Here is an 18,148-nt window from a genome sequence, read left to right as displayed (position 1 = left end):
ACACGCTAACGGCGCCTGAGGGAACCCTTTGCTTCTGGTCCATACAGCGACATCAGGCGATCCGGATGCCGACCTTGCCGCGGACCTCGCCGGACCCGAGCCGGCGCATCGCCTCCGGCACCTGCTCCAGGGTGAAGGCGCTGTCGAGGTGGGGCCTGACGGACCCGGCCTCGATGAGCGCGGTCAGGCGCTCGAGGTCGCGGCCGCTCTCCTTGCTCACCAGCATGGCGAGCCTGTGTCGTACCCAGGGCGAGAGTGCCGCCGCGCGCAGCGACCGGCCGAAGCCGCCCGTCCATTCCCCGCCGCCTTCGCCGCCGACGATGACCAGGGTGCCGGTGCGCGTGAGCGCACGGCGCAGCCGGGGTATCGGCGAGTTGCCGGCGATGTCGATGATCAGGTCGTAGCGGTGCTGCCCGTCGGCGAAGTCCTCGCGCTCGTAGTCGATCACGTGGTCGGCGCCCAGCGAGCGCAGCATCGGCAGCTTGGGGTTGCTCGCGACGCCGGTGACCTCGCCGCCGGCGGCCTTGGCCACCTGCACGGCGTAGGACCCGACGCCGCCCGACGCCCCGATGACCAGGACGGACTGCCCGGCGCGGAGCCGGCCCGCGTCGAGGACCGCCTGCAGCGCCGTCAGGCCGGAGACGGGCACGACAGCGGCCTGCTCGGCGGTCAGGTCGGCCGGCTTGCGGGCCAGCTTGCGTTCGCGGGCCGCGGCGTACTCCGCGAAGGAGCCACGGGCGATGCCGTAGACCTCGTCGCCGACGGCGAAGCGGGTGACGCGGGCGCCGACTTCCACGACCGTGCCGCACGCGTCGATCCCGGCAATGCGCTGCTTCGGCCGCCGGAGCCCGAAGCCCATGATGCGGAGCAGTCGCGGCCGGCCCGACATCAGGTGCCATGTGCCGCGGTCGAGCCCCGCGGCGTGCACGCGGAGGAGGACTTCGTCCGGGGCGATCGCCGGGACCGGGACGTCCGACGGGACCAGCACCTCGGCGCCTCCGTAGGAGTCCTGGACCACGGCTCGCATGCGCGTGGCGTCGGTGCTGCCGGCCGTGCTGCCGGTCGTGCTGAAGGTCTGGGGGGCGGGTGTGGTGGCGGCGCTCATGACTGTCCCTCCGACGGCGGGTCAGTCCCGCCGTACTTAGTACGACAGGTTATCGTACAAAGTATGGTTCGTACACCGCTCACCCGGGAACGCGTGCTGCGGGGCGCGATGGCCGTGGCCGACGCAGGTGGGCTGACCGGGCTGACGATCCGCTCGCTGGCGCAGGAGCTCGGGGTCAAGCCGATGTCGGTCTACCACCACGTCGCGAACAAGGACGAGATCCTCGACGGCATCGTCGACCTGGTCTTCGACGAGATCGAGCTGCCGGTCGTCGGCGGCGAGTGGCGCGCGGAGATGCGCCGCCGCGCCCTCTCCGCTCGTGCGGCCCTGGCCCGGCACACCTGGGCGATCGGGCTCCTGGAGTCGCGGACCTCGCCGGGTCCGGCCACGCTCGCCCACCACGACGCCACGCTCGGCACCCTGCGCGCCGGTGGGTTCTCCGTCGAGCTGACGGCGCACGCCTACGCCCTGCTCGACAGCTATGTCTACGGGTTCGCGCTGCAGGAGGCCGGGCTGCCGTTCTCCGGCCCCGACGACGTCGCCGATATGGCGGGAGCGATCGTCGAGCAGTTTGCGACCGGGCAGTATCCCCACCTCGTCGAGCTCGCCGCCGAGCACGTGATGAAGCCCGGCTACGACTTCGGCGACGAGTTCGAGTTCGGGCTCGACCTCATCCTCGACGCCCTCGCCGGGCGTCTCACGACCGGCTGGGCGCCGTGAACTGCGAGACCAGTCCTGGCACGCACGCGTCGGCGAGCTCGATGGCCTCGGCCGCCGGCACGTCCGGGACGCCGACGCGGCCCCTGCCGCCGGCGGTGGTGGCCTCGAGCGTGAGGAGGCCGACCCGGCGCTGGAACCAGGAGTCGCGGAACGTCCAGCCGATGACGTGCCCGGTGGCCAGGGCGTCCCGCTGCCGCAGCAGCGAACCCGATCGGGTGACCACGAAGCCGTCGACCAGGCAGTGCCCGAGTGCCAGGGCGCGGTCCCGCGCGAGACCGAGGGCAACGCACACGGCGACCACCGCGACGAGCAGCCACCAGACCGACGCGCCCGCGGCGACGGCCCCGGCGGTGCCGATCACGAAAGGCACGGAGCCCGTCAGCGCACGGGTGTAGCGACGTCGTACAGCCGCGCGTCCGTGGGGCCGCAGCGGCGCGTGCATCGGTGCCGCCGTGCCGAGGACCTCCGACGCCGCCACCGCGACGATGCCGGCCGGCGCTGGTGGCACCAGGATCGACCGCTCCCGCGAGCGTTCCAGGCCGGTGGCGATGGCGGACAACCGGGCGCCCCGGGCGAGACGCAGTGCGGCCGGCTCGCCGCGGGCGACGCCTGCGACGCGGGCCTCGTCCAGGCTGGTCTCGCGGGTGGTGAGCAGGCCACGCCGGACGTGCCAGGCGCCGCCCTCCTGGCTGAGCGTGAAGCCCCAGTTGAGGACGAGGTAGCCGATCACGGCGAGCGCCGCAGAGAGCACCAGCACGGTCAGGAGCGCAGTGACGGCGACTGCTCCAGTGACAGTGGAGACATCCTCCTCGGAGAGCGCGACCCTCAGGTCGAACATCTCCATGCCCTGGGCCAGTGCACCGATCAGTGCGGCGGCGGCCACCAGGCCGGCGCCGGTGAAGGGCGCGTACCAGAGCCACCGGGGCTCGAACCGCGCGACCGTGCGGGACGGTAACGCCGTCGCCGGCGTTCCATCGGACGCAGACTCCGTCGACCTCCCCGCCTGGAGGAGCTGGCCGCGCAGAGCCACCGCCTGCGGTTGCGGGAGGGCGTCGAGCTCGAGCCGTTCGTCCGCGTCGGCGGAGACACTGCCGGTGCCGAGGACGACGGTGGACAGGCCGAGGACGCGATGGACGAGGGTCGCGGACAGGTCGACGGTCCGGACCCGGTCGATCGGGGTGGACAGGGTGTGGCGGCGCAGCAGGCCGCGCCGGAGCTCCACCCGGCCGGCCGCGATCCGATAGCTCGTCGTCAGGTAGCGGACCACGCCGAGTCCGACGGGCACGACCACGCCGAGCAGGGTCCACGCCCCGGCGCCGGACGCGCCGCCGGCCACGAGGAGGCCGACCAGTGCGGGGAGGAACCGGACGACCTCCCTGACCGGGTGGACGAGCAGCATCCGCGGGTCCAGCCTCAACCATGGCTCCGGGCCCAGGTCGGTCATGTCGCGTCGCCCTCGACCAGACCGGCCTTGCTGGTCAGGTCGTCCACGAGCCGGAGCGCGACCACGCGGTCGAGGCCCTCGATGCGCAGCGGTCCGGCCGCCGAGGCGGTGGTCACGGTGACGCTCGCCAGGCCGAACGCGCGAGCCAGCACGCCCTGGGTGAGGTCGACCGTCTGCACGCGGGACATCGGCGCGATCCGGCGCTCGCGCGTCCACCAGCCACGCTGGGTGTAGACGGCGGTCTCGGTGACCTCCCAACGGTGCACCGCAAAGCGCCACAGCGGCACGAGCGCGACGTACCCCGCCGCCAGCACCAGCGCCGCGCCGACCGCCCACCAGCGCGCTGGCAGCCAGTCCCAGAGGCCGGTGGTGACGAACAGGCCGACGACGAGGACGCCGGACCTGGCGGCGCACTCGACCAGCCACATCGTCCGTGCCCTCGGGCTGACCCGGTGAGCCGGGTCGCGCAGGTCGGTCACGCTCCCGACACTAGGGGCACGGTGGGAAGGTCAGTCCTTGAGCTCGCAGATGACGGCGCCGTTGGTGACGGTCTCACCGACCTCGGCCTTCAGTGCGGTGACCGTGCCGGACTTGTGGGCCTTGAGGGGCTGCTCCATCTTCATCGCCTCGAGCACGACCACGACGTCGCCCTCGGCGACCTCCTGGCCCTCGGTGACGGCGACCTTGACGATGGTGCCCTGCATCGGGGAGGTGACCGCGTCGCCCGAGGCCGCGGCGCCGGCCTTCTTGGCCGCCCGCTTGGGCTTCCTCGCGGCCCCGGCGCCACCGCCGGCGGCGAGCCCGCCGAGGCCGGCGGGGAGCACGACCTCGAGGCGCCGGCCGCCGACCTCGACGGTCACCTTCTGCCGCTCGGCCCCTCCGAGTCCGGCGTCGTCGGGCTCGCCGACCTCGCCGGCGTAGGGCTGGATCTGGTTGTCGAACTCGGTCTCGATCCAGGTGGTGTAGACGCTGAACTCGCCCTCGCCCGAGGGCGTCGAGGCACCGACGTAGGCCGGGTCATCCACGACCGACTGGTGGAAGGGGATGACGGTGGGCATCCCGTCGACCCGGAACTCGGCCAGCGCGCGGCGCGAGCGCTCGAGCGCCTGGGTGCGGTCGCGGCCGGTGACGATCAGCTTGGCGATCAGGGAGTCGAACGAGCCCGGGATGGTCTCGCCCTTCTCATAGCCGCCGTCGACGCGGACGCCGGGGCCCTGCGGCGGCGCCCACTCGGTCAGGGTGCCCGGCGCGGGCATGAAGTTGCGGCCGCCGTCCTCGGCGTTGATGCGGAACTCGATCGAGTGGCCGCGGATCTCCGGGTCGCCGTAGCCGAGCTCCTCGCCCGCGGCGATCCGGAACATCTCGCGGACCAGGTCGATGCCGGTGACCTCCTCGGAGACGCAGTGCTCGACCTGGAGGCGGGTGTTGACCTCGAGGAAGGAGATCGTGCCGTCGCGGCCGACCAGGAACTCGCACGTGCCGGCGCCGACGTAGCCGGCCTCGGCGAGGATCGCCTTGGACGACTCGTAGAGCCGGGTGACCTGGTCGTCGGTGAGGAACGGCGCGGGCGCCTCCTCGACCAGCTTCTGGTGGCGACGCTGCAACGAGCAGTCCCGGGTGGAGACCACCACCACGTTGCCGTGCTGGTCGGCCAGGCACTGGGTCTCGACGTGCCGCGGCCGGTCGAGGAACTTCTCCACGAAGCACTCGCCGCGGCCGAACGCGGTGACCGCCTCCCGGACCGCCGAGTCGTAGAGGTCGGCGACCTCCTCCATCCGGCGGGCCACCTTCAGGCCGCGACCGCCGCCGCCGAAGGCGGCCTTGATCGCGATCGGCAGGCCGACCTCCTCGGCGAACCTCACCACCTCGTCGGCGCTCTCGACCGGGTCCTGGGTGCCCGGCGCGAGCGGGGCGCCCACCTTCTCGGCGATGTGCCGGGCCTTGACCTTGTCGCCCAGCGCGTCGATCGCCGCCGGCGGCGGGCCGATCCAGACCAGCCCGGCGTCCAGGACGGCCTGGGCGAAGCCGGCGTTCTCGGCCAGGAACCCGTAGCCCGGGTGCACCGAGTCGGCGCCGGCGCGCTTGGCGACGTCGATGATCTTCTCGATCGACAGGTAGGACTCCGCGGGCGTCGCACCGCCCAGGCTGTGGGCCTCGTCGGCCAGCCGCACGAACAGGGCGTCCCGGTCCGGCTCGGCGTAGACCGCCACGCTGCCGATCCCGGCGTCCCTGCAGGCACGGATCACCCGCACCGCGATCTCGCCCCGGTTGGCGATGAGGACCTTCTTCAATCCCTGCGTCTCGGGCACGAAAATCTCCTGGTCTCTGCCGTCCTGATGCCGACGTCGTTGGGCAGCGTATCCCTCCGGAAGCCCGCTCCCGCTGAGGGTTCAGTCACAGTCAGGTGCCGGATAGGCGTGCACGGGCCCGTACACGGAGACCAGCACGTCGTCGCCCGCAGCGGGCGCGGTCGGGCCTGTGACACGCGCCACGAGGGGGGTGCCGGAAGCCGTCAGGGTGAGGCGGACGGCGGCGTCGTGGCCGTAGAAGCTGACCTCGTCCACCCGCGCGGCGACACCGCTCTCACCGAACCGGACCTGGTCGGGCCGCACCACCAGCACGAGCTCGTCGGCCGGCGCGGGATGCGTCAGGGACACCCGACCGAGGTCGCTGTCTGCGTGGCGACGGTCAGGGTCCGCGCCCGCTCGGTCGCACCGCCCGGCCAGCGAGGTGGCGCCGCCGACGAAGCGGGCCAGCTCGGGGTCGTGGGGCGCGAGGTAGACGTCCGCCGGGGAGCCCGCCTGGATCAGCCGGCCGGCGCGGAGGACGGCGACCTGGTCGGAGAGAGAGAGGGCCTCGGCCTGGTCGTGGGTGACGAGCAGGCCGGTGGCGTGCGCGGCCCGGAGCGCCCGGGCGACCGCGCGGCCGGTGGTCTCCCGCAGCGAGGCGTCGAGGGAGGAGAACGGCTCGTCCAGCAGTACGACGCTCGGTCGCGGCGCGAGGGCACGCGCGAGCGCCACCCGCTGCTGCTGGCCGCCGGAGAGCTCGTGCGGCTGGCGGCTGCGGAACGTGCGGGGCAGCTCGACCAGGTCGAGCATCTCGTCGACCCGGTCCGATCCTGCGCCCGGGGAGCGACGCTCGGCCCGGGGGAGGCCGAACGCGATGTTGGCGGCGACGTCGAGGTGGGGGAAGAGCGCGCCCTCCTGGGGCACGTAGCCGACCCGCCGCTGCTGGGGAGTGGCCGGGCGGCCCTCGCCCGCGACGACCCGGTCGTCGAAGGCGATGGTGCCCGCGTCGGGGTCGAGGAAGCCGGCGACCAGGCGCAGCAGGGTGGTCTTGCCGCAGCCCGAGGGGCCCAGCACGGCGGTGAGCGACCCGTGCGGCACGTGCAGCGTGACGTCGTCCACGGCGACGGTGTCGCCGAAGGACTTCGTCACGCCGGTGACGGTGAGGGCGCTCATGGCTGCAGTCTCTCCTGACGCATCAACAGCACGGTGGCCGGCACGGAGATCAGGACCAGCAGCAGGGCATAGGGCGCGGCGGCGCCGTACCTCAGGTCGGAGGACGCCGACCAGAACTGCGTCGCGAGCGTCCGGGTGCCGATCGGCGAGAGCATCAGGGTCGCCGTGAGCTCGGTCGCGACGGCGAGGAAGACCAGGGCCGCGCCGGCGCCGATGCTCGGGGCGATGAGCGGCAGGGTGACCCGGCGGGCGGTGGCCAGCGAGCCGGTGCCGAGGCTGTGTGCGACCTGCTCGAGCACGACGGGTGCCTGCTCGAGCCCGGCGCGGACGGAGACGACGGCGCGGGGCAGGAAGAGGATCGCGTAGGCGATCACCAGCAGCAGCGCGGTCTGGTAGGTGACCGGGGCGAGCCGCAGTGACGCGATCACCAGGGCGAGGCCGACGACGATGCCGGGCAGCGCGTTGGGGACGTAGGTGATCCGCTCGATCGCGGTGGTGAGACGGCTGCGGTAGCGCACGGCCAGCCACGCCACGGGCAGCGCGAGAAGAGTCGTGGCGACGGCGCCGAGGGTGGCCAGCACCAGGGTCGAGGCGGTGGCCTCGGTGAGCTCGGCGAGCGGGAACTCCGTCGAGGCGCCCACCAGCAGCCAGTGGACCAGGGCGTACGTCGGGACGCCGACGGCCAGCGCGGCGATGGCCGTGGGCACGGCGACCATCGGGAGGCGCAGGCCGCGCAGCCGCACGGGGATCGCGCGGCGGGCCGCGCCCTGGCCGACCCGTGCGTAGTGGCGCCGGCCGCGCAGCCGCAGCTCGGCGAGCAGCAGGAGCAGGCAGAAGAAGACGAGGACGCCGGCCATCATCGTGGCCGCCTGGCCGTTGAAGGTGGAGCCGTACTGGTCGTAGATCGCGGTCGTGAACGTCGGGTAGCGCAGCAGCTGCAGGGCGCCGAACTCCGCCAGCAGGTGCAGCCCCACCAGCAGCACGCCGCCCAGCAGCGCCGGGCGCAGCTGGGGGAGGACGACCCGCCAGAAGCTCAGCCACCGGCTGTGTCCGAGCGACCACGACGCCTCCTCGAGCGCGGGGTCGAGCCCGCGGAGGGCGGCGACGGCGGGCAGGTAGACGAGCGGGTAGTAGGACAGCGTGATCACGAGCAGCGCGCCGCCGAAGCCGTGCACCGACCGGTCCAGCGACACCCAGGCGTAGCCATTCACGAACGCCGGCACCGCCAGCGGCGCGACGAGCAGCCCGTGCCAGAGCCGCCGGGCCGGCAGGTCGGTCCGCTCGACCAGGAAGGCGAGCGCGACCCCGAGCGCCGCGCACGTCGCCATGCAGGCGCCGGCCAGGCTGAGGGTGTTCCACAGCAGCTGGCCCATCCGGGGGCGCACGACCAGGTGCCAAGCCTCCACCGGCCCCACCAGCACGGCGTACACCGCGATGAAGATGAGCGGGACGAGGGCGAGCAACGCGACCGCCGCCCCCGCGAGCAGCAAGGGCGGCGGCGTACGGCGGGTGGTCCGGCTCGTCAGAGGAGGCCGGCCTCGGTCATCAGCTCGGTCACCTGGGGGCCGTTGAGCGTCGCGATGTCGATGACGGGCGGCTCGAGCTCGTCGAACGGCTTGACCTCGTCGCCGAGGGACGCCTCGGGATTGAGGGGGTATTCCAGCGCGTAGGAGTCGGCCATCGCCTGCTGGCCGTCGGTGCTGGTGAGGAACTCGACGAACTGCTGGGCGTTCTCGGCGTGCTCGCTGCTGGCGAGGACGCCGGCACCGGAGACGCTGAGGAAGGCGCCCGGGTCCTGGTCGCCGAAGAAGTGCAGCGCGGAGCTGCTGGAGTTCTCGCCGGCCTCGGCCTGGTCGCGGTACCAGTAGTAGTGGTAGGCGATGCCGGCGTCGACGTCGCCGGCGTTCACGCTCTGCAGCACGACGAGGTTGTTCTGCAGGACGACGCCGTTCTCCTTCAGGCCGGCCAGCCACTCGGCGGTGGCCTCCTCGCCCTCCGTGGCGAGCACGGCGCTCACGATCGCCTGGAAGTCGGCGCCCGTGGGGGAGAAACCGACGCGTCCCTTCCACTCGGGGTCGGCGAAGTCGAGGATCGACTCCGGCATGTCCTCGGCGGTGAGGGCGTCGGTGTTGTACATCGCGACGGTCGAGCGGGCCAGGATGCCCGTCCAGTTCTTCGACGACGGGACGTATTGCTCGGGGATCGGCGCGAGCGCCTCCTCCGAGACCGGCGCGAAGAGGCCGGCGTTGTCGACGATGCTCATCGCGGGGGAGTTCTCGGTGAGGAACACGTCCGCGGGGGACTCCTCGCCCTCGGCCACGATCTGGTTGGCCATCTCGAGGTCCTTGCCGTTGCGCAGCTCGACGTCGAGGCCGGTCTTCTCCTCGAAGAGCGGCACGATCTCGGTGATCAGCTCCTCGTGCTGGGCGTTGTAGACGACCAGGTCCGGGGGGTTGAGCAGGCTGCAGGACGCCATCGCGGGGGCGACGAGCACGGCCGCGGCGGCCAGTGCGGCGCGGCGTACGAGGGACGCAGTCACGGGGGGAGTCCTCACTCGACAGGCTTAGGTATGCCTCACCTTATCGTCAGTGCGGACTCGTCGGCTGACGCGCACGTCCCGCACGCTGGCACACACCAGCCGTGTGATGTCGCAAGAGCCCCCAAATGGGATACAGACCTCGCTGACCGCCAGGCCTAGCGTTTCTAGTAGGCCCGGCGGAAGGAGTCGTCATGGGAGGCATTTCCGGAACTGCGGGCATCACGCGCAGGATGGCCCAGGCCCTGGCGGTGGTCGTCGTCCCCTTGCTCGTGGTCTCGACTGCCACGGCCACGCCCCGGCCGTCGTCGATCCCCCTCCCAGTGGACTTCCAGCCCGAGGGGATCGCCGTCGGAGACGGCAACACGTTCTACGTGGGATCGCTGAGGGACGGCGACATCTACCGCGGCGATCTCCGCAGTGGCGCGGGTGCTCGCTTCATCGACGTCACCGGACGGGTGGCGGTCGGCATGCGCGTCGACCGCGACCGGGACTGGCTGGTCGTGGCGGGCGGTGCCAGCGGGCACGCCTGGGTCTACGACACGAGGAGCGGGGCGACCGTGGCCGATCTCGTGCTGGCCGCACCGGGCAGCGCGCTCGTCAACGACGTCGCCGTCACCCGTGACGCGTTCTACTTCACGGACACGTTTGCCCTGAAGATCTACAAGGTCCCGGTCTCGGCAGACGGCTCGTTCGGTGCCACGCAAGCCATCCCTGTCACCTGGCCGGGCGCCCCGGCCGGAGGCTTCGGGCTCAACGGCATCGACTCGACGCACCGTGGCTGGCTCCTGGTCAACCACAGCGACCTCGGGGAGCTGGCGCTCGTCGACCCGGTGACCGGGGCGGCCAGGGCGATCCCCCTCACCGGACCTGAGCTGGTCGCAGGCACGCTCGACGGGCTGCAGCTCGAGGGCCGCACGGCCTGGGTCGTGCAGAACTTCGCCAACTCGGTGGCCGAGGTGAGGCTCTCGCCCGACCTGACCAGTGGCCGGGTCGTCGAGGTGATCACGTCGGACCTCTTCAAGGTCCCGACCACGGTGGCCAGGCACGGCCGCAGGCTTGCCCTCGTGAACGGTCGGTTCGACCTGGGCTTCCCGCCGCCGTTCGGGCAGGGGGCGCCTGTCGGCACGCGGTTCGACGTGGTGCAGATCAAGCCGTGACGTCCGCCGGTCGCCGCGGAGTACGGTGAAGGTATGCGCGGTGACCGCGTGGAGATCGTGATAGATGCGGGCGGCGAGGTCCGCACCTACGAGATCGTCGCGAGCCGCAACGGGCGCAGGGTGGAGATCGAGACCGGCCGGGGCGTCGTCACGGTGTCCGAGGTGACCCGGAGCGGTACGCCGGTGCGCACCGCCCGGTTCATGGCGAGCCGGATCCTCGCCCTGGTCGAGCACCCCGCCGCGGACCAGAACATCGCGCGCGACGTCATCGAGCCGCGGCCGATCCGCTCCTCGGGGTGAGCCCGGCCGACCGGCTCAGTCCACCAGCTCCGTCGGGACGGCCACCGCGTCGACCAGGGCGCCGTTGCGCAGCACGGTGATCTCCATCCGCTCGCCGATCGCCTCGGAGAAGAGCCGCCTCTGCAGGGACTGGGCGTCGCCGAGCGGGACGCCGTCCACGGCGAGCACCAGGTCGCCGGCGCGCAGCCCGCTGTGCTGGGCCGGACTCTCCTCGACGACCTCCACGACGCGCAGGCCCCGGTGCTGGCCGAAGCGCTCCGCCTGCACGGGTGTCAGGGGCGCCGGTGTGCTGACGAGGCCGAGGTAGGCGCGGCGTACGCGCCCGTCGTGCATGAGCGTGTGGATGATCCGGTGAGTGGTGGCGTTGATCGGGACGGCCAGCCCGAGGCCGATGCCGGCCACCGCCGTGCTGATCCCCACGACGCGACCCCGGCTGTCGGCCAGCGCGCCGCCGGAGTTGCCGGGGTTGAGCGCGGCGTCGGTCTGCACCACGTCCTCGATGAGTCGCGCCGCGGTGCGCGTGCGCACCGGCATGCTGCGGCCCAGGGCACTCACGACGCCGGCGGTGACAGTGCCGGCGAGGCCCAGAGGGTTGCCGACGGCGACGACCAGCGAGCCGACGAGGAGCGAGTCGGCGTCGCCGTACTCGGGTGGGCCCGGCACGTCCCGGTCGGCGCGCACCACGGCCAGGTCGGAGAGCGGGTCGCGGCCGATGACCTCGAAGCGGGCGCTGGTGCCGTCGGCGAACTCGGCGGAGCCGCCGCCCGCCTCGCCGACGACGTGGGCGTTGGTGACCAGGTGTCCCTCGCCGGTCAGGACGACTGCCGAGCCCGCCGACTCGCCCCGGCGCGACGGGATGCGCAGCGCGGCCACGCGCGGCGTCAGCTGCGCCGCGACGGAGGTGACGATCGCGGAGTAGGCGTCCAGCGCGTCGTGCTCGGAGGGGCTGTCTGTGGTCATCACCTGGACAACGACCGGCTGGTCAGCCGGATTCCGCCGTTCTCCCACGGCGAACGCGCCGGCTCGATCACTCGATGCCCGCAGCGCGGTCGAGCTCCTGCAGCAGGTCGTGGGCGGCGAGCTCGACCACCTTGTGTCGCCACTGGGCCGCCCTGTAGACGCAGGCGATGAGTCCGCTGCGGTGCACCCGGCGGAAGTCGCCGTACACGAACGCGTAGCGCGCCTTGGTCCCGTCGTGAGCGCCCTCGGTGAGGCCGAGGTGCCACGCGGCGTAGTCCTCCCACGAGTGCCGGTCGAGGAAGGCGTTGCCGGCCTCGGCGTCCGGCTGCACCTCTCCCCAGTCGCTGTCGAGGACGTACTGCCGGCCGGCGATGAGCCGCTTCGCCTGCTCCACGGCCGCCGGGTTCACGTCGTACCGAGCCATGGAGTCACGGTATGCCTTCTCGCTCGCGTGGCTCAGGTTTCTCCGGCTGATCAGGCGGCGAGCGCGATGGTGCCCGGCATGACGGTCGGCAGGCAGTCGCACGTGTCGCTGCACGCGAGGTAGGTGTGCACGGCGTGCCCGCAGCGCGGGCACGGCAGGTCGTGCGAGAGGTGCAGCTTGCTGGTCTGGACGGTGTCCCACATGGTCGTGCCTCCTTGCCGGTCGTGGTGCCTTCACCTAGACCACGAAGCACGTCGGCGGATTTCGACACGTTGCGGAGAAATTCCTCGTTAGTCTCCGGACATGGCCGGCTCGCTGCGGGTGTGGAGATGAGCAGCACTCGCCCACGCGCGACCGCCGTATGGAGCCTCTTCGTCGGCGTCATGCTGCTCGTGGTCGCCATGTCCGGCCTGGGGCTCGCAGTCACCTTCGGGAGCCAGCCGGGCGAGCCGGACTACGGGGTCGAGGAGGTGTTGCTCGTCCTGACCTGCGTGGCGGCTCTGGTGGCCGCGCTCCACGTCGGCTTCGCACATCGAGGCTGGCGTCCCCCGGAGAGCCGGCGCGAGGCCGTGCTCCGGGTGCCCGCCGTGGCGTGCCCGGCGCTGGTCGTGGCGGCCGGCCTCTCCGGCTTCGTCTCCGCGGATGCGCCGTACCTCCTGGTCGGACTGGGTGCGACCTTCGTGCCGCACGTCGTCGCGTGGCTCCGGGTGCGCGGGCACCGGAATCGCCTTGACCGCCCCGGGCGGCCTCCGGCAGCGTCGTCCCCATGAGCAGCCTCGTCCGTGGCCGGCACTACCCGGAGGACCGCTACCACGGGGAGACAGGTGAGGCGACCGCCTGGCTGCACCGCCCGGGCGGCCAACCGGACACGCAGACACGCGGCGGCGTCACGTGCGAATACCTCGCGACGGGCGAGCAGACCGAGGGCCGGTTCGGTCTCTACCGGTGGTCGTTCGGCGCGGACGAGTCAGGCCCGGACGCCCACTTCCACCGCGCGATCTCGGAGCAGTTCTACGTGCTGTCCGGCAGCGTGCGCATCTTCGACGGCAAGGCCTGGGTCGAGGCCGGGCCCGGGGACTTCGTCTACGTGCCCGAGGGCGGCATCCATGGCTTCCGCGGCGGCGACTTCGCCCAGATGCTGCTGATGTTCTCGCCCGGTGCTCCCCGGGAGGAGTACTTCGAGACCCTGGCTCGGGGCGAGCCGATGGATCCCGAGGAGCGGGCGGCGTTCATGCTCCGCCACGACACCTACTGGGTCTGAGCGAGACGGATCAACAGGTCCACGAAGTGGTCACTCGGAAGCACGTCGATGGTCGGGACCGCCTCCGAGTTACCACTTCCGGCGGGCGCGAAATTGGCCACCTCACCGGCCGTGGCGTACGGAGGCCGTGCCGAGAGTGGTGCAAAACAACGCTGCATACGAAGCGGTGCTCACGCGCCGCAGCTAGCCTTCCGACCATGGGGGCACGATGGCAACGCTTTGCCGAGGAGCTGAGCCGATTCCTGGCCGTCGGCCTGCTGGCGACGATCGTCGCCCTGCTGATCTTCAACTTCCTGGTCCACGGCTTCAACACCGGCGGCTGGGCGCCGATGAACGACCAGCCGGAGCTGGCCTACTTCCTGGCCAACTGTGTCGGCATGCTGATCAGCTTCCGCGGCACCAAGCTGTGGGCGTTCCGCGACCGCGCGGCGCGCCACGCCGACGGCGGCGTCACGGCCTTCGTGTCGGTCAACTTCGCCACGATGCTGATCCCGATCGCCTGCCTGTGGCTCAGCCGCAACGTCCTCGGGCTCGACGACCCGATCTCCGACAACCTGTCGGCCAACGTCGTCGGCCTGCTGCTCGCCAACGCCGCGCGCTTCGCGCTCTTCCACCAGTTCGTCTTCCCCCGGGCGCCCGAGGTCGAGGAGCTGCTGGAGCCCGCGGAGGACTGACGGCCCGGCTCAGCGAGCCCAGAGGTCCGTCCAGCGGTGGCCGAGCTCGGCGACCAGCTCACGCAGCAGCGGCAGGCTGACGCCCACGACGTTGTGGTGGTCGCCCTCGATCCCGGTCACGAATGCTCCCCCGAGGCCGTCGACCGTGAACGCGCCGGCCACGTGGAGCGGCTCGCCGGTGGCGACGTACGCCGTGATCTCGTCGTCGTCGAGGTCGGCGAACCGGACCTTCGTGGATGCCGTCGCGGCGGCGACACGTCCGGAGACGGTGTCGCGGAGGCAGTGGCCGGTGTGCAGGACGCCGGTGCGCCCGCGCATCGCCTGCCACCGCCGGACCGCGTCGTCGGGCGATTCGGGCTTGCCGAGCGCCTCTCCGTCCAGCTCGAGCACCGAGTCGCAGCCGAGCACCAGAGAACCGGCAGGCAGGTCGTCCCGCGCGGCCACGGCCGCGCACTTGAGCTCGGCCAGCTGCAGGGCCAGCTCGGCCGGCGGGAGGCCGTCGAGCTGCGACTCGTCGACACCGCTCACGACCACGATCGGGTCGAGGCCGGCGCTGCGCAGGGTGGCCAGTCGGGCCGGGGAGGCGGACGCGAGCACGAAGGTCGGCATCAGAGCCTGCCCAGGGCGGCGCGCAGCGGGTCGAGGCCGAGGGAGCCCAGGTCGAGGGCGTCGGTGTGGAACCGCTTGAGGTCGAACGCCGCGCCCTGGCGGGCCCGCGCGTCGTCACGGGCCTGGAGCCAGATCCGCTCGCCGACCTTGTAGGACGGCGCCTGGCCCGGCCAGCCGAGGTAGCGGTTGACCTCGAAGCGCACCGATCCCGGGTCCATTCGGGAGTGCGCGAGCATGAACTCGAGCACCTTGGCGGCGTCCCACACCTCGCCCGGCCGCCAGCCGTAGGGGTTGTCCTCGGGGATCGTGAGCCCCAGGTGCACGCCGAGGTCCACGATCACGCGGGCCGCACGGAAGCCCTGCATGTCCAGGAAGCCGAGCCGGTCGCCCGGGTCCTCGAAGTAGCCGAGCTCGTCCATCAGCCGCTCGGCGTACAGCGCCCAGCCCTCCCCGTGGCCGCTGACCCAGCACATCAGCCGCTGCCAGCGGTTGAGCAGGTCGGCGCGGTGGACGGCCTGCGCGCACTGCAGGTGGTGGCCGGGGACGCCCTCGTGGAAGACGGTCGTGGTCTCCCGCCACGTGGAGAAGACCTCGTGGTCGTCGGTGAACGAGAACCACATGGTGCCGGGACGCGACAGGTCCTCGGACGGAGGCGTGTACCAGGCACCGCCGTCGTTGACCGGCGCGACCTTGCAGGCGAGGTGACGGATCGGCTCGGCGATGTCGAAGTGGACGCCGTTGAAGTCGGCGAGGATCCGGTCGGACTTCTCCTGCATCCAGGCCTGGAACGCCTCCCGGCTGCCGCAGTCACGGGCTGGGTCTGCGTCGAGCGCCTTGACGGCGTCGTCGACGGTGCCGCCGGGGACGATCCGCTGCGCGGTCGCAGCGGCGTCGTCCTCGATGCGCTTGAGCTCCTCCCAGCCCCATCGGTAGGTCTCCTCGAGGTCGACCGTCGCGCCCAGGAAGTAGCGCGAGGCGAGGGCGTAGTGCTCGCGGCCGACGCCGTCCTGCTGCCGGCCCCGGGGAGCGAGGTCGCTCTCGACGAAGCGCCCGAACCCGGCGTACGCCGCGGACGCGCCCGCCGCCGCGTCGGCCAGCCGCTGCCGGAGCTGCTCGGGAGCCGGGGCGACGAGGGTGGCGAAGTAGTCGCCGGCTGCGCCCTCCTGGCCGGTCCACCCGCGGACCTGGCCCGCGACCTCGACGTACTGCCTGCGCGCCGAGACGCGGCCGGCGGCCGCTTCCTCCTCCAGCGTGGCCCGGTAGCCCTCGAGGGTCTCCGGGACCGCTGCGAGCCGGCGCCCGATGCTCTCCCAGTCGTCGGGGGTCTCGGTGGGCATCAGGTCGAACACGCTGCGGAGCGCGTGCAGCCCGCTGCTGATGACCGACACCTCGCTGCGGTCGATCCGCGCCTCGGCCCTCTCCACCGACAGGCCGACCCGCTCGAGGAAGGCGTCCCGCGCGACCTGCTCGCGGTGGTCGCTCCCGGTCAGCGCCGTCACCTCGGCCAGCGCTCGCCGCTCCAGGTCCTCGCGGGCGGCGAAGCCGTCGGGCGAGAGGTCGGGCAGCTCGTGGTCGTGGCCGGTGACGCCGATGTACGTCGCGGTCAGGGGGTCGAGGGCGCAGTAGTCGTCGACAAAGCGATCGCAGTGGGCGTCGACGGAGCGTTCGGAAGTCACGAGACTCGACCCTACGGGCTAAGCGGATTCCCGCGACTGGGTGGAGTTGGTGTCACCTTCAGACACCAGGTCAACCCGGTCAGGCACCGGGCAGTCCGGACCACACGGGGTCGCGCAGCCCTGCCACCCTCGCTTCTCGAGGATCACGGCCACCAGCGCTGCGAGGCGGCACGGGTCCAGCACCTGGCCCCAGCCGACCCTGAGGGTGAGCTCCTCGCCGAGGACCGCGGCGAGGTCGCGGTCGAGGTCGCACCAGCGGTCCTCGGCGTCGGTGTGACCGAAAGCCCCGTCGAGCTCCACGATGGTGTGCTGCCCGGGGTAGCGGACATCCCGGTAGACCGCCTTCTCCCCGGCCGCCCGGAGCTGGCGCTCGCCCGCGGGCAGCCCGTGCGCCCGCTCGACCTCGACCAGGTATCGGCGCTCCAGCACCGACCGGGCACCTGAGGCCACGTCACTCAGGATCTCGAGCAGCGCGGCACGGCCGGGCAGCCGTGGGAGGCCCACCAGCGTGGTGACCAGGCGTGCTGCCGTGGTGCGCCCCTGCTGGCAGGCGTCACTGAGGAGGGCGACGGCGCCGGCCTCGTCGCGATCGGCTGCCACTTTCAGGAGGGCGAACTCCAGTCGCGCCACGCGGGGAGATCGGTTGGTCATCGTCCACGTGCCGGCGCCCCGGACGCGCTCGACGATGATGCCCGGGGTCGGCCTCGGTGTCCTCCTGCCCTCCACCATCACGTGGATCGTCGCATCCGCGGCGCTGCTGCGGTCCCGGGTGAGTCCGTGCACTCTGAGCGCGGTCTCCCGGTGGAGGGTTGCGGGGGAGTAGAGCAGCACCGCCGCCCAGCAACGCTGCTTCCACGTCGGCCGTCCGGTGTGGTTGACGTAGACGCCCGGATGAATGAGGGCCCACTCCCTGCGACGAAGCCGACGCCGGATGTCGGAGGAGCGCCCCAACAGGTCGAGGACCTGTCTCCGGGAGACCACGCCCTCCTGCTCGGCCAGGACGCGGTCGAGCGCAGCGACGTCGAGCGTGCTGGGAGTACGCGGTGCGCGGGGCATGCCTGTCAGATTCCGCTGCGGCACACGCCCCAAACTGGCGGGCCCTCGGCCTGTGGAGCAATCGATCGGGTGGACCTGGCGTCACCTGGAGACGCCAGGTCCACCCGGTTGCCGGGTCGTCGGCCGACTTGTCAGCGGGGCAGGCCGCTGGCCCGCCAGCCGCCCGGCCCGGGGGGGAGGGAGGTGCGCAGCTTGCGGTGGTGCGCCGACCACTCCGCCGTACGACGTCGTGGCGGCTCTGCGGAGCCCGAGCCCATGGCGGCGAACACGGCGACGAGCGCCGCGACCTCTTCGGGAGTGGCGTCGGGGGTGATCACCCGGAGCAGCGGGGTCTCGTCGGTCACAGCGGGATGTTCCCGTGCTTCTTGGGGGGCAGGGTCTCGCGCTTGGAGCGCAGCAGCCGCAGCGACCGGACGATCTCCCGGCGGGTCTCGTGCGGGGCGATGACGGCGTCGATGTAGCCGCGCTCGGCGGCGATGTAGGGGTTGGCCAGGGTGTCGTCGTACTCCTGGACCAGCTCGGCGCGGCGCTCGGCCTCGCGGCCCTCCTCGACGGCCTCGGCGATCTCGTTGCGGTAGAGGATGTTGACCGCGCCCTGGGCGCCCATCACCGCGATCTGGCCGGTGGGCCAGGAGAGGTTGATGTCGGCGCCGAGGTGCTTGGAGCCCATCACGTCGTAGGCGCCGCCGTAGGCCTTGCGGGTGATCACGGTGATCAGCGGGACGGTGGCCTCGGCGTAGGCGTAGATCAGCTTGGCGCCGC

General features: G+C 72.3%; 21 protein-coding genes. 6 read left to right on the top strand and 15 right to left on the bottom strand.

Annotated features, from left to right (window positions below):
- Positions 1–52 precede the first annotated feature (52 nt).
- The gene (locus tag DDE18_RS21975; protein WP_245916940.1) at positions 53–1,105 is read right to left on the bottom strand and encodes an NAD(P)-dependent alcohol dehydrogenase; all 1,053 of its coding nucleotides are present in this window, start codon (positions 1,103–1,105) and stop codon (positions 53–55) included.
- A 63-nt stretch (positions 1,106–1,168) separates the two neighbouring features.
- On the opposite strand from DDE18_RS21975, the gene DDE18_RS21970 reads away from it, so the two are divergent.
- Positions 1,169–1,825, top strand: coding sequence for a TetR/AcrR family transcriptional regulator (locus DDE18_RS21970; RefSeq protein ID WP_116574568.1), 657 nt, complete (start codon positions 1,169–1,171; stop codon positions 1,823–1,825).
- Here DDE18_RS21970 and DDE18_RS21965 read toward each other — a convergent pair.
- From DDE18_RS21965 to DDE18_RS21940, 6 genes are all read right to left on the bottom strand, one after another.
- The gene (locus tag DDE18_RS21965) at positions 1,803–3,269 is read right to left on the bottom strand and encodes a PH domain-containing protein (RefSeq protein WP_116574567.1); all 1,467 of its coding nucleotides are present in this window, start codon (positions 3,267–3,269) and stop codon (positions 1,803–1,805) included. The two genes, DDE18_RS21970 and DDE18_RS21965, sit on opposite strands and share 23 nt — an antisense overlap.
- Positions 3,266–3,748 carry a PH domain-containing protein gene (locus DDE18_RS21960; RefSeq protein WP_245916939.1) on the bottom strand — a complete coding sequence of 161 codons (483 nt, stop codon included), beginning with the start codon at positions 3,746–3,748 and terminating at the stop codon, positions 3,266–3,268. The genes DDE18_RS21965 and DDE18_RS21960 overlap by 4 nt, the downstream gene beginning before the upstream one ends.
- Before the next feature lie 30 nt (positions 3,749–3,778).
- On the bottom strand, positions 3,779–5,578 hold the full coding sequence (locus tag DDE18_RS21955) for an acetyl/propionyl/methylcrotonyl-CoA carboxylase subunit alpha (RefSeq protein WP_211754704.1): 1,800 nt from the start codon (positions 5,576–5,578) through the stop codon (positions 3,779–3,781).
- 81 nt (positions 5,579–5,659) lie between these two features.
- On the bottom strand, positions 5,660–6,730 hold the full coding sequence (locus DDE18_RS21950; RefSeq protein WP_116574565.1) for an ABC transporter ATP-binding protein: 1,071 nt from the start codon (positions 6,728–6,730) through the stop codon (positions 5,660–5,662).
- Positions 6,727–8,220, bottom strand: a complete 1,494-nt coding sequence (locus DDE18_RS21945) for an ABC transporter permease (protein ID WP_116574564.1) — start codon at positions 8,218–8,220, stop codon at positions 6,727–6,729. The genes DDE18_RS21950 and DDE18_RS21945 overlap by 4 nt, the downstream gene beginning before the upstream one ends.
- A gap of 32 nt (positions 8,221–8,252) precedes the next feature.
- The gene (locus tag DDE18_RS21940) at positions 8,253–9,269 is read right to left on the bottom strand and encodes an iron ABC transporter substrate-binding protein (RefSeq protein ID WP_245916938.1); all 1,017 of its coding nucleotides are present in this window, start codon (positions 9,267–9,269) and stop codon (positions 8,253–8,255) included.
- A 191-nt stretch (positions 9,270–9,460) separates the two neighbouring features.
- Between DDE18_RS21940 and DDE18_RS21935 the strand changes: the two genes are divergently transcribed.
- Both DDE18_RS21935 and DDE18_RS21930 read left to right on the top strand, forming a co-directional pair.
- Entirely contained in the window at positions 9,461–10,426 is a 966-nt protein-coding gene (locus DDE18_RS21935; protein ID WP_133241311.1) for an SMP-30/gluconolactonase/LRE family protein, read from the top strand.
- 33 nt (positions 10,427–10,459) lie between these two features.
- Entirely contained in the window at positions 10,460–10,726 is a 267-nt protein-coding gene (locus tag DDE18_RS21930) for a hypothetical protein (RefSeq protein WP_116574562.1), read from the top strand.
- 15 nt (positions 10,727–10,741) lie between these two features.
- Here the strand turns inward: DDE18_RS21930 and DDE18_RS21925 are convergent, their stop codons facing one another.
- From DDE18_RS21925 to DDE18_RS23210, 3 genes are all read right to left on the bottom strand, one after another.
- Positions 10,742–11,686, bottom strand: coding sequence for a S1C family serine protease (locus DDE18_RS21925; protein ID WP_116574561.1), 945 nt, complete (start codon positions 11,684–11,686; stop codon positions 10,742–10,744).
- Positions 11,687–11,753: 67 nt separating this feature from the next.
- The gene (locus DDE18_RS21920; protein WP_116574560.1) at positions 11,754–12,110 is read right to left on the bottom strand and encodes a hypothetical protein; all 357 of its coding nucleotides are present in this window, start codon (positions 12,108–12,110) and stop codon (positions 11,754–11,756) included.
- Between the two features lie 50 nt (positions 12,111–12,160).
- Positions 12,161–12,313 (bottom strand): hypothetical protein, encoded by a 153-nt coding sequence (locus DDE18_RS23210; RefSeq protein WP_165821320.1) that lies wholly within the window; start codon positions 12,311–12,313, stop codon positions 12,161–12,163.
- A 126-nt stretch (positions 12,314–12,439) separates the two neighbouring features.
- On the opposite strand from DDE18_RS23210, the gene DDE18_RS21915 reads away from it, so the two are divergent.
- The 3 genes from DDE18_RS21915 (at position 12,440) to DDE18_RS21905 (ending at position 14,045) form a co-directional block, all read left to right on the top strand.
- Complete coding sequence (locus DDE18_RS21915) at positions 12,440–12,880, top strand: hypothetical protein (RefSeq protein ID WP_116574559.1); 441 nt, start codon at positions 12,440–12,442, stop codon at positions 12,878–12,880.
- On the top strand, positions 12,877–13,371 hold the full coding sequence (locus DDE18_RS21910) for a cupin domain-containing protein (protein ID WP_116574558.1): 495 nt from the start codon (positions 12,877–12,879) through the stop codon (positions 13,369–13,371). Before DDE18_RS21915 ends, DDE18_RS21910 begins: the two co-directional genes overlap by 4 nt.
- A 197-nt stretch (positions 13,372–13,568) precedes the next feature.
- The gene (locus DDE18_RS21905; protein ID WP_116574557.1) at positions 13,569–14,045 is read left to right on the top strand and encodes a GtrA family protein; all 477 of its coding nucleotides are present in this window, start codon (positions 13,569–13,571) and stop codon (positions 14,043–14,045) included.
- Positions 14,046–14,054: 9 nt separating this feature from the next.
- Here DDE18_RS21905 and DDE18_RS21900 read toward each other — a convergent pair whose 3' ends face one another.
- The 5 genes from DDE18_RS21900 to DDE18_RS21880 all read right to left on the bottom strand — a co-directional run.
- Positions 14,055–14,654 (bottom strand): Maf family protein, encoded by a 600-nt coding sequence (locus DDE18_RS21900; RefSeq protein WP_116574556.1) that lies wholly within the window; start codon positions 14,652–14,654, stop codon positions 14,055–14,057.
- A complete protein-coding gene (locus DDE18_RS21895) occupies positions 14,654–16,330 on the bottom strand; it encodes a DUF885 domain-containing protein (protein ID WP_116574555.1) in 1,677 nt (558 codons plus the stop codon). The genes DDE18_RS21900 and DDE18_RS21895 overlap by 1 nt, the downstream gene beginning before the upstream one ends.
- Before the next feature lie 18 nt (positions 16,331–16,348).
- On the bottom strand, positions 16,349–17,386 hold the full coding sequence (locus tag DDE18_RS21890) for a hypothetical protein (protein WP_116574554.1): 1,038 nt from the start codon (positions 17,384–17,386) through the stop codon (positions 16,349–16,351).
- A gap of 131 nt (positions 17,387–17,517) precedes the next feature.
- Positions 17,518–17,730 (bottom strand): acyl-CoA carboxylase epsilon subunit, encoded by a 213-nt coding sequence (locus tag DDE18_RS21885; protein WP_116574553.1) that lies wholly within the window; start codon positions 17,728–17,730, stop codon positions 17,518–17,520.
- A partial coding sequence (locus tag DDE18_RS21880; protein WP_281258427.1) for a carboxyl transferase domain-containing protein occupies positions 17,727–18,148 on the bottom strand: 422 nt, incomplete at its 5' end. The genes DDE18_RS21880 and DDE18_RS21885, both read right to left, overlap by 4 nt.

It is taken from the genome of Nocardioides gansuensis (assembly GCF_003076135.1).
Classification (GTDB): Bacteria; Actinomycetota; Actinomycetes; order Propionibacteriales; family Nocardioidaceae; genus Nocardioides; species Nocardioides gansuensis.
The sequence above is the reverse complement of the archived record's forward strand: the minus strand, read 5'-3'. Positions and strand labels throughout refer to the sequence as shown.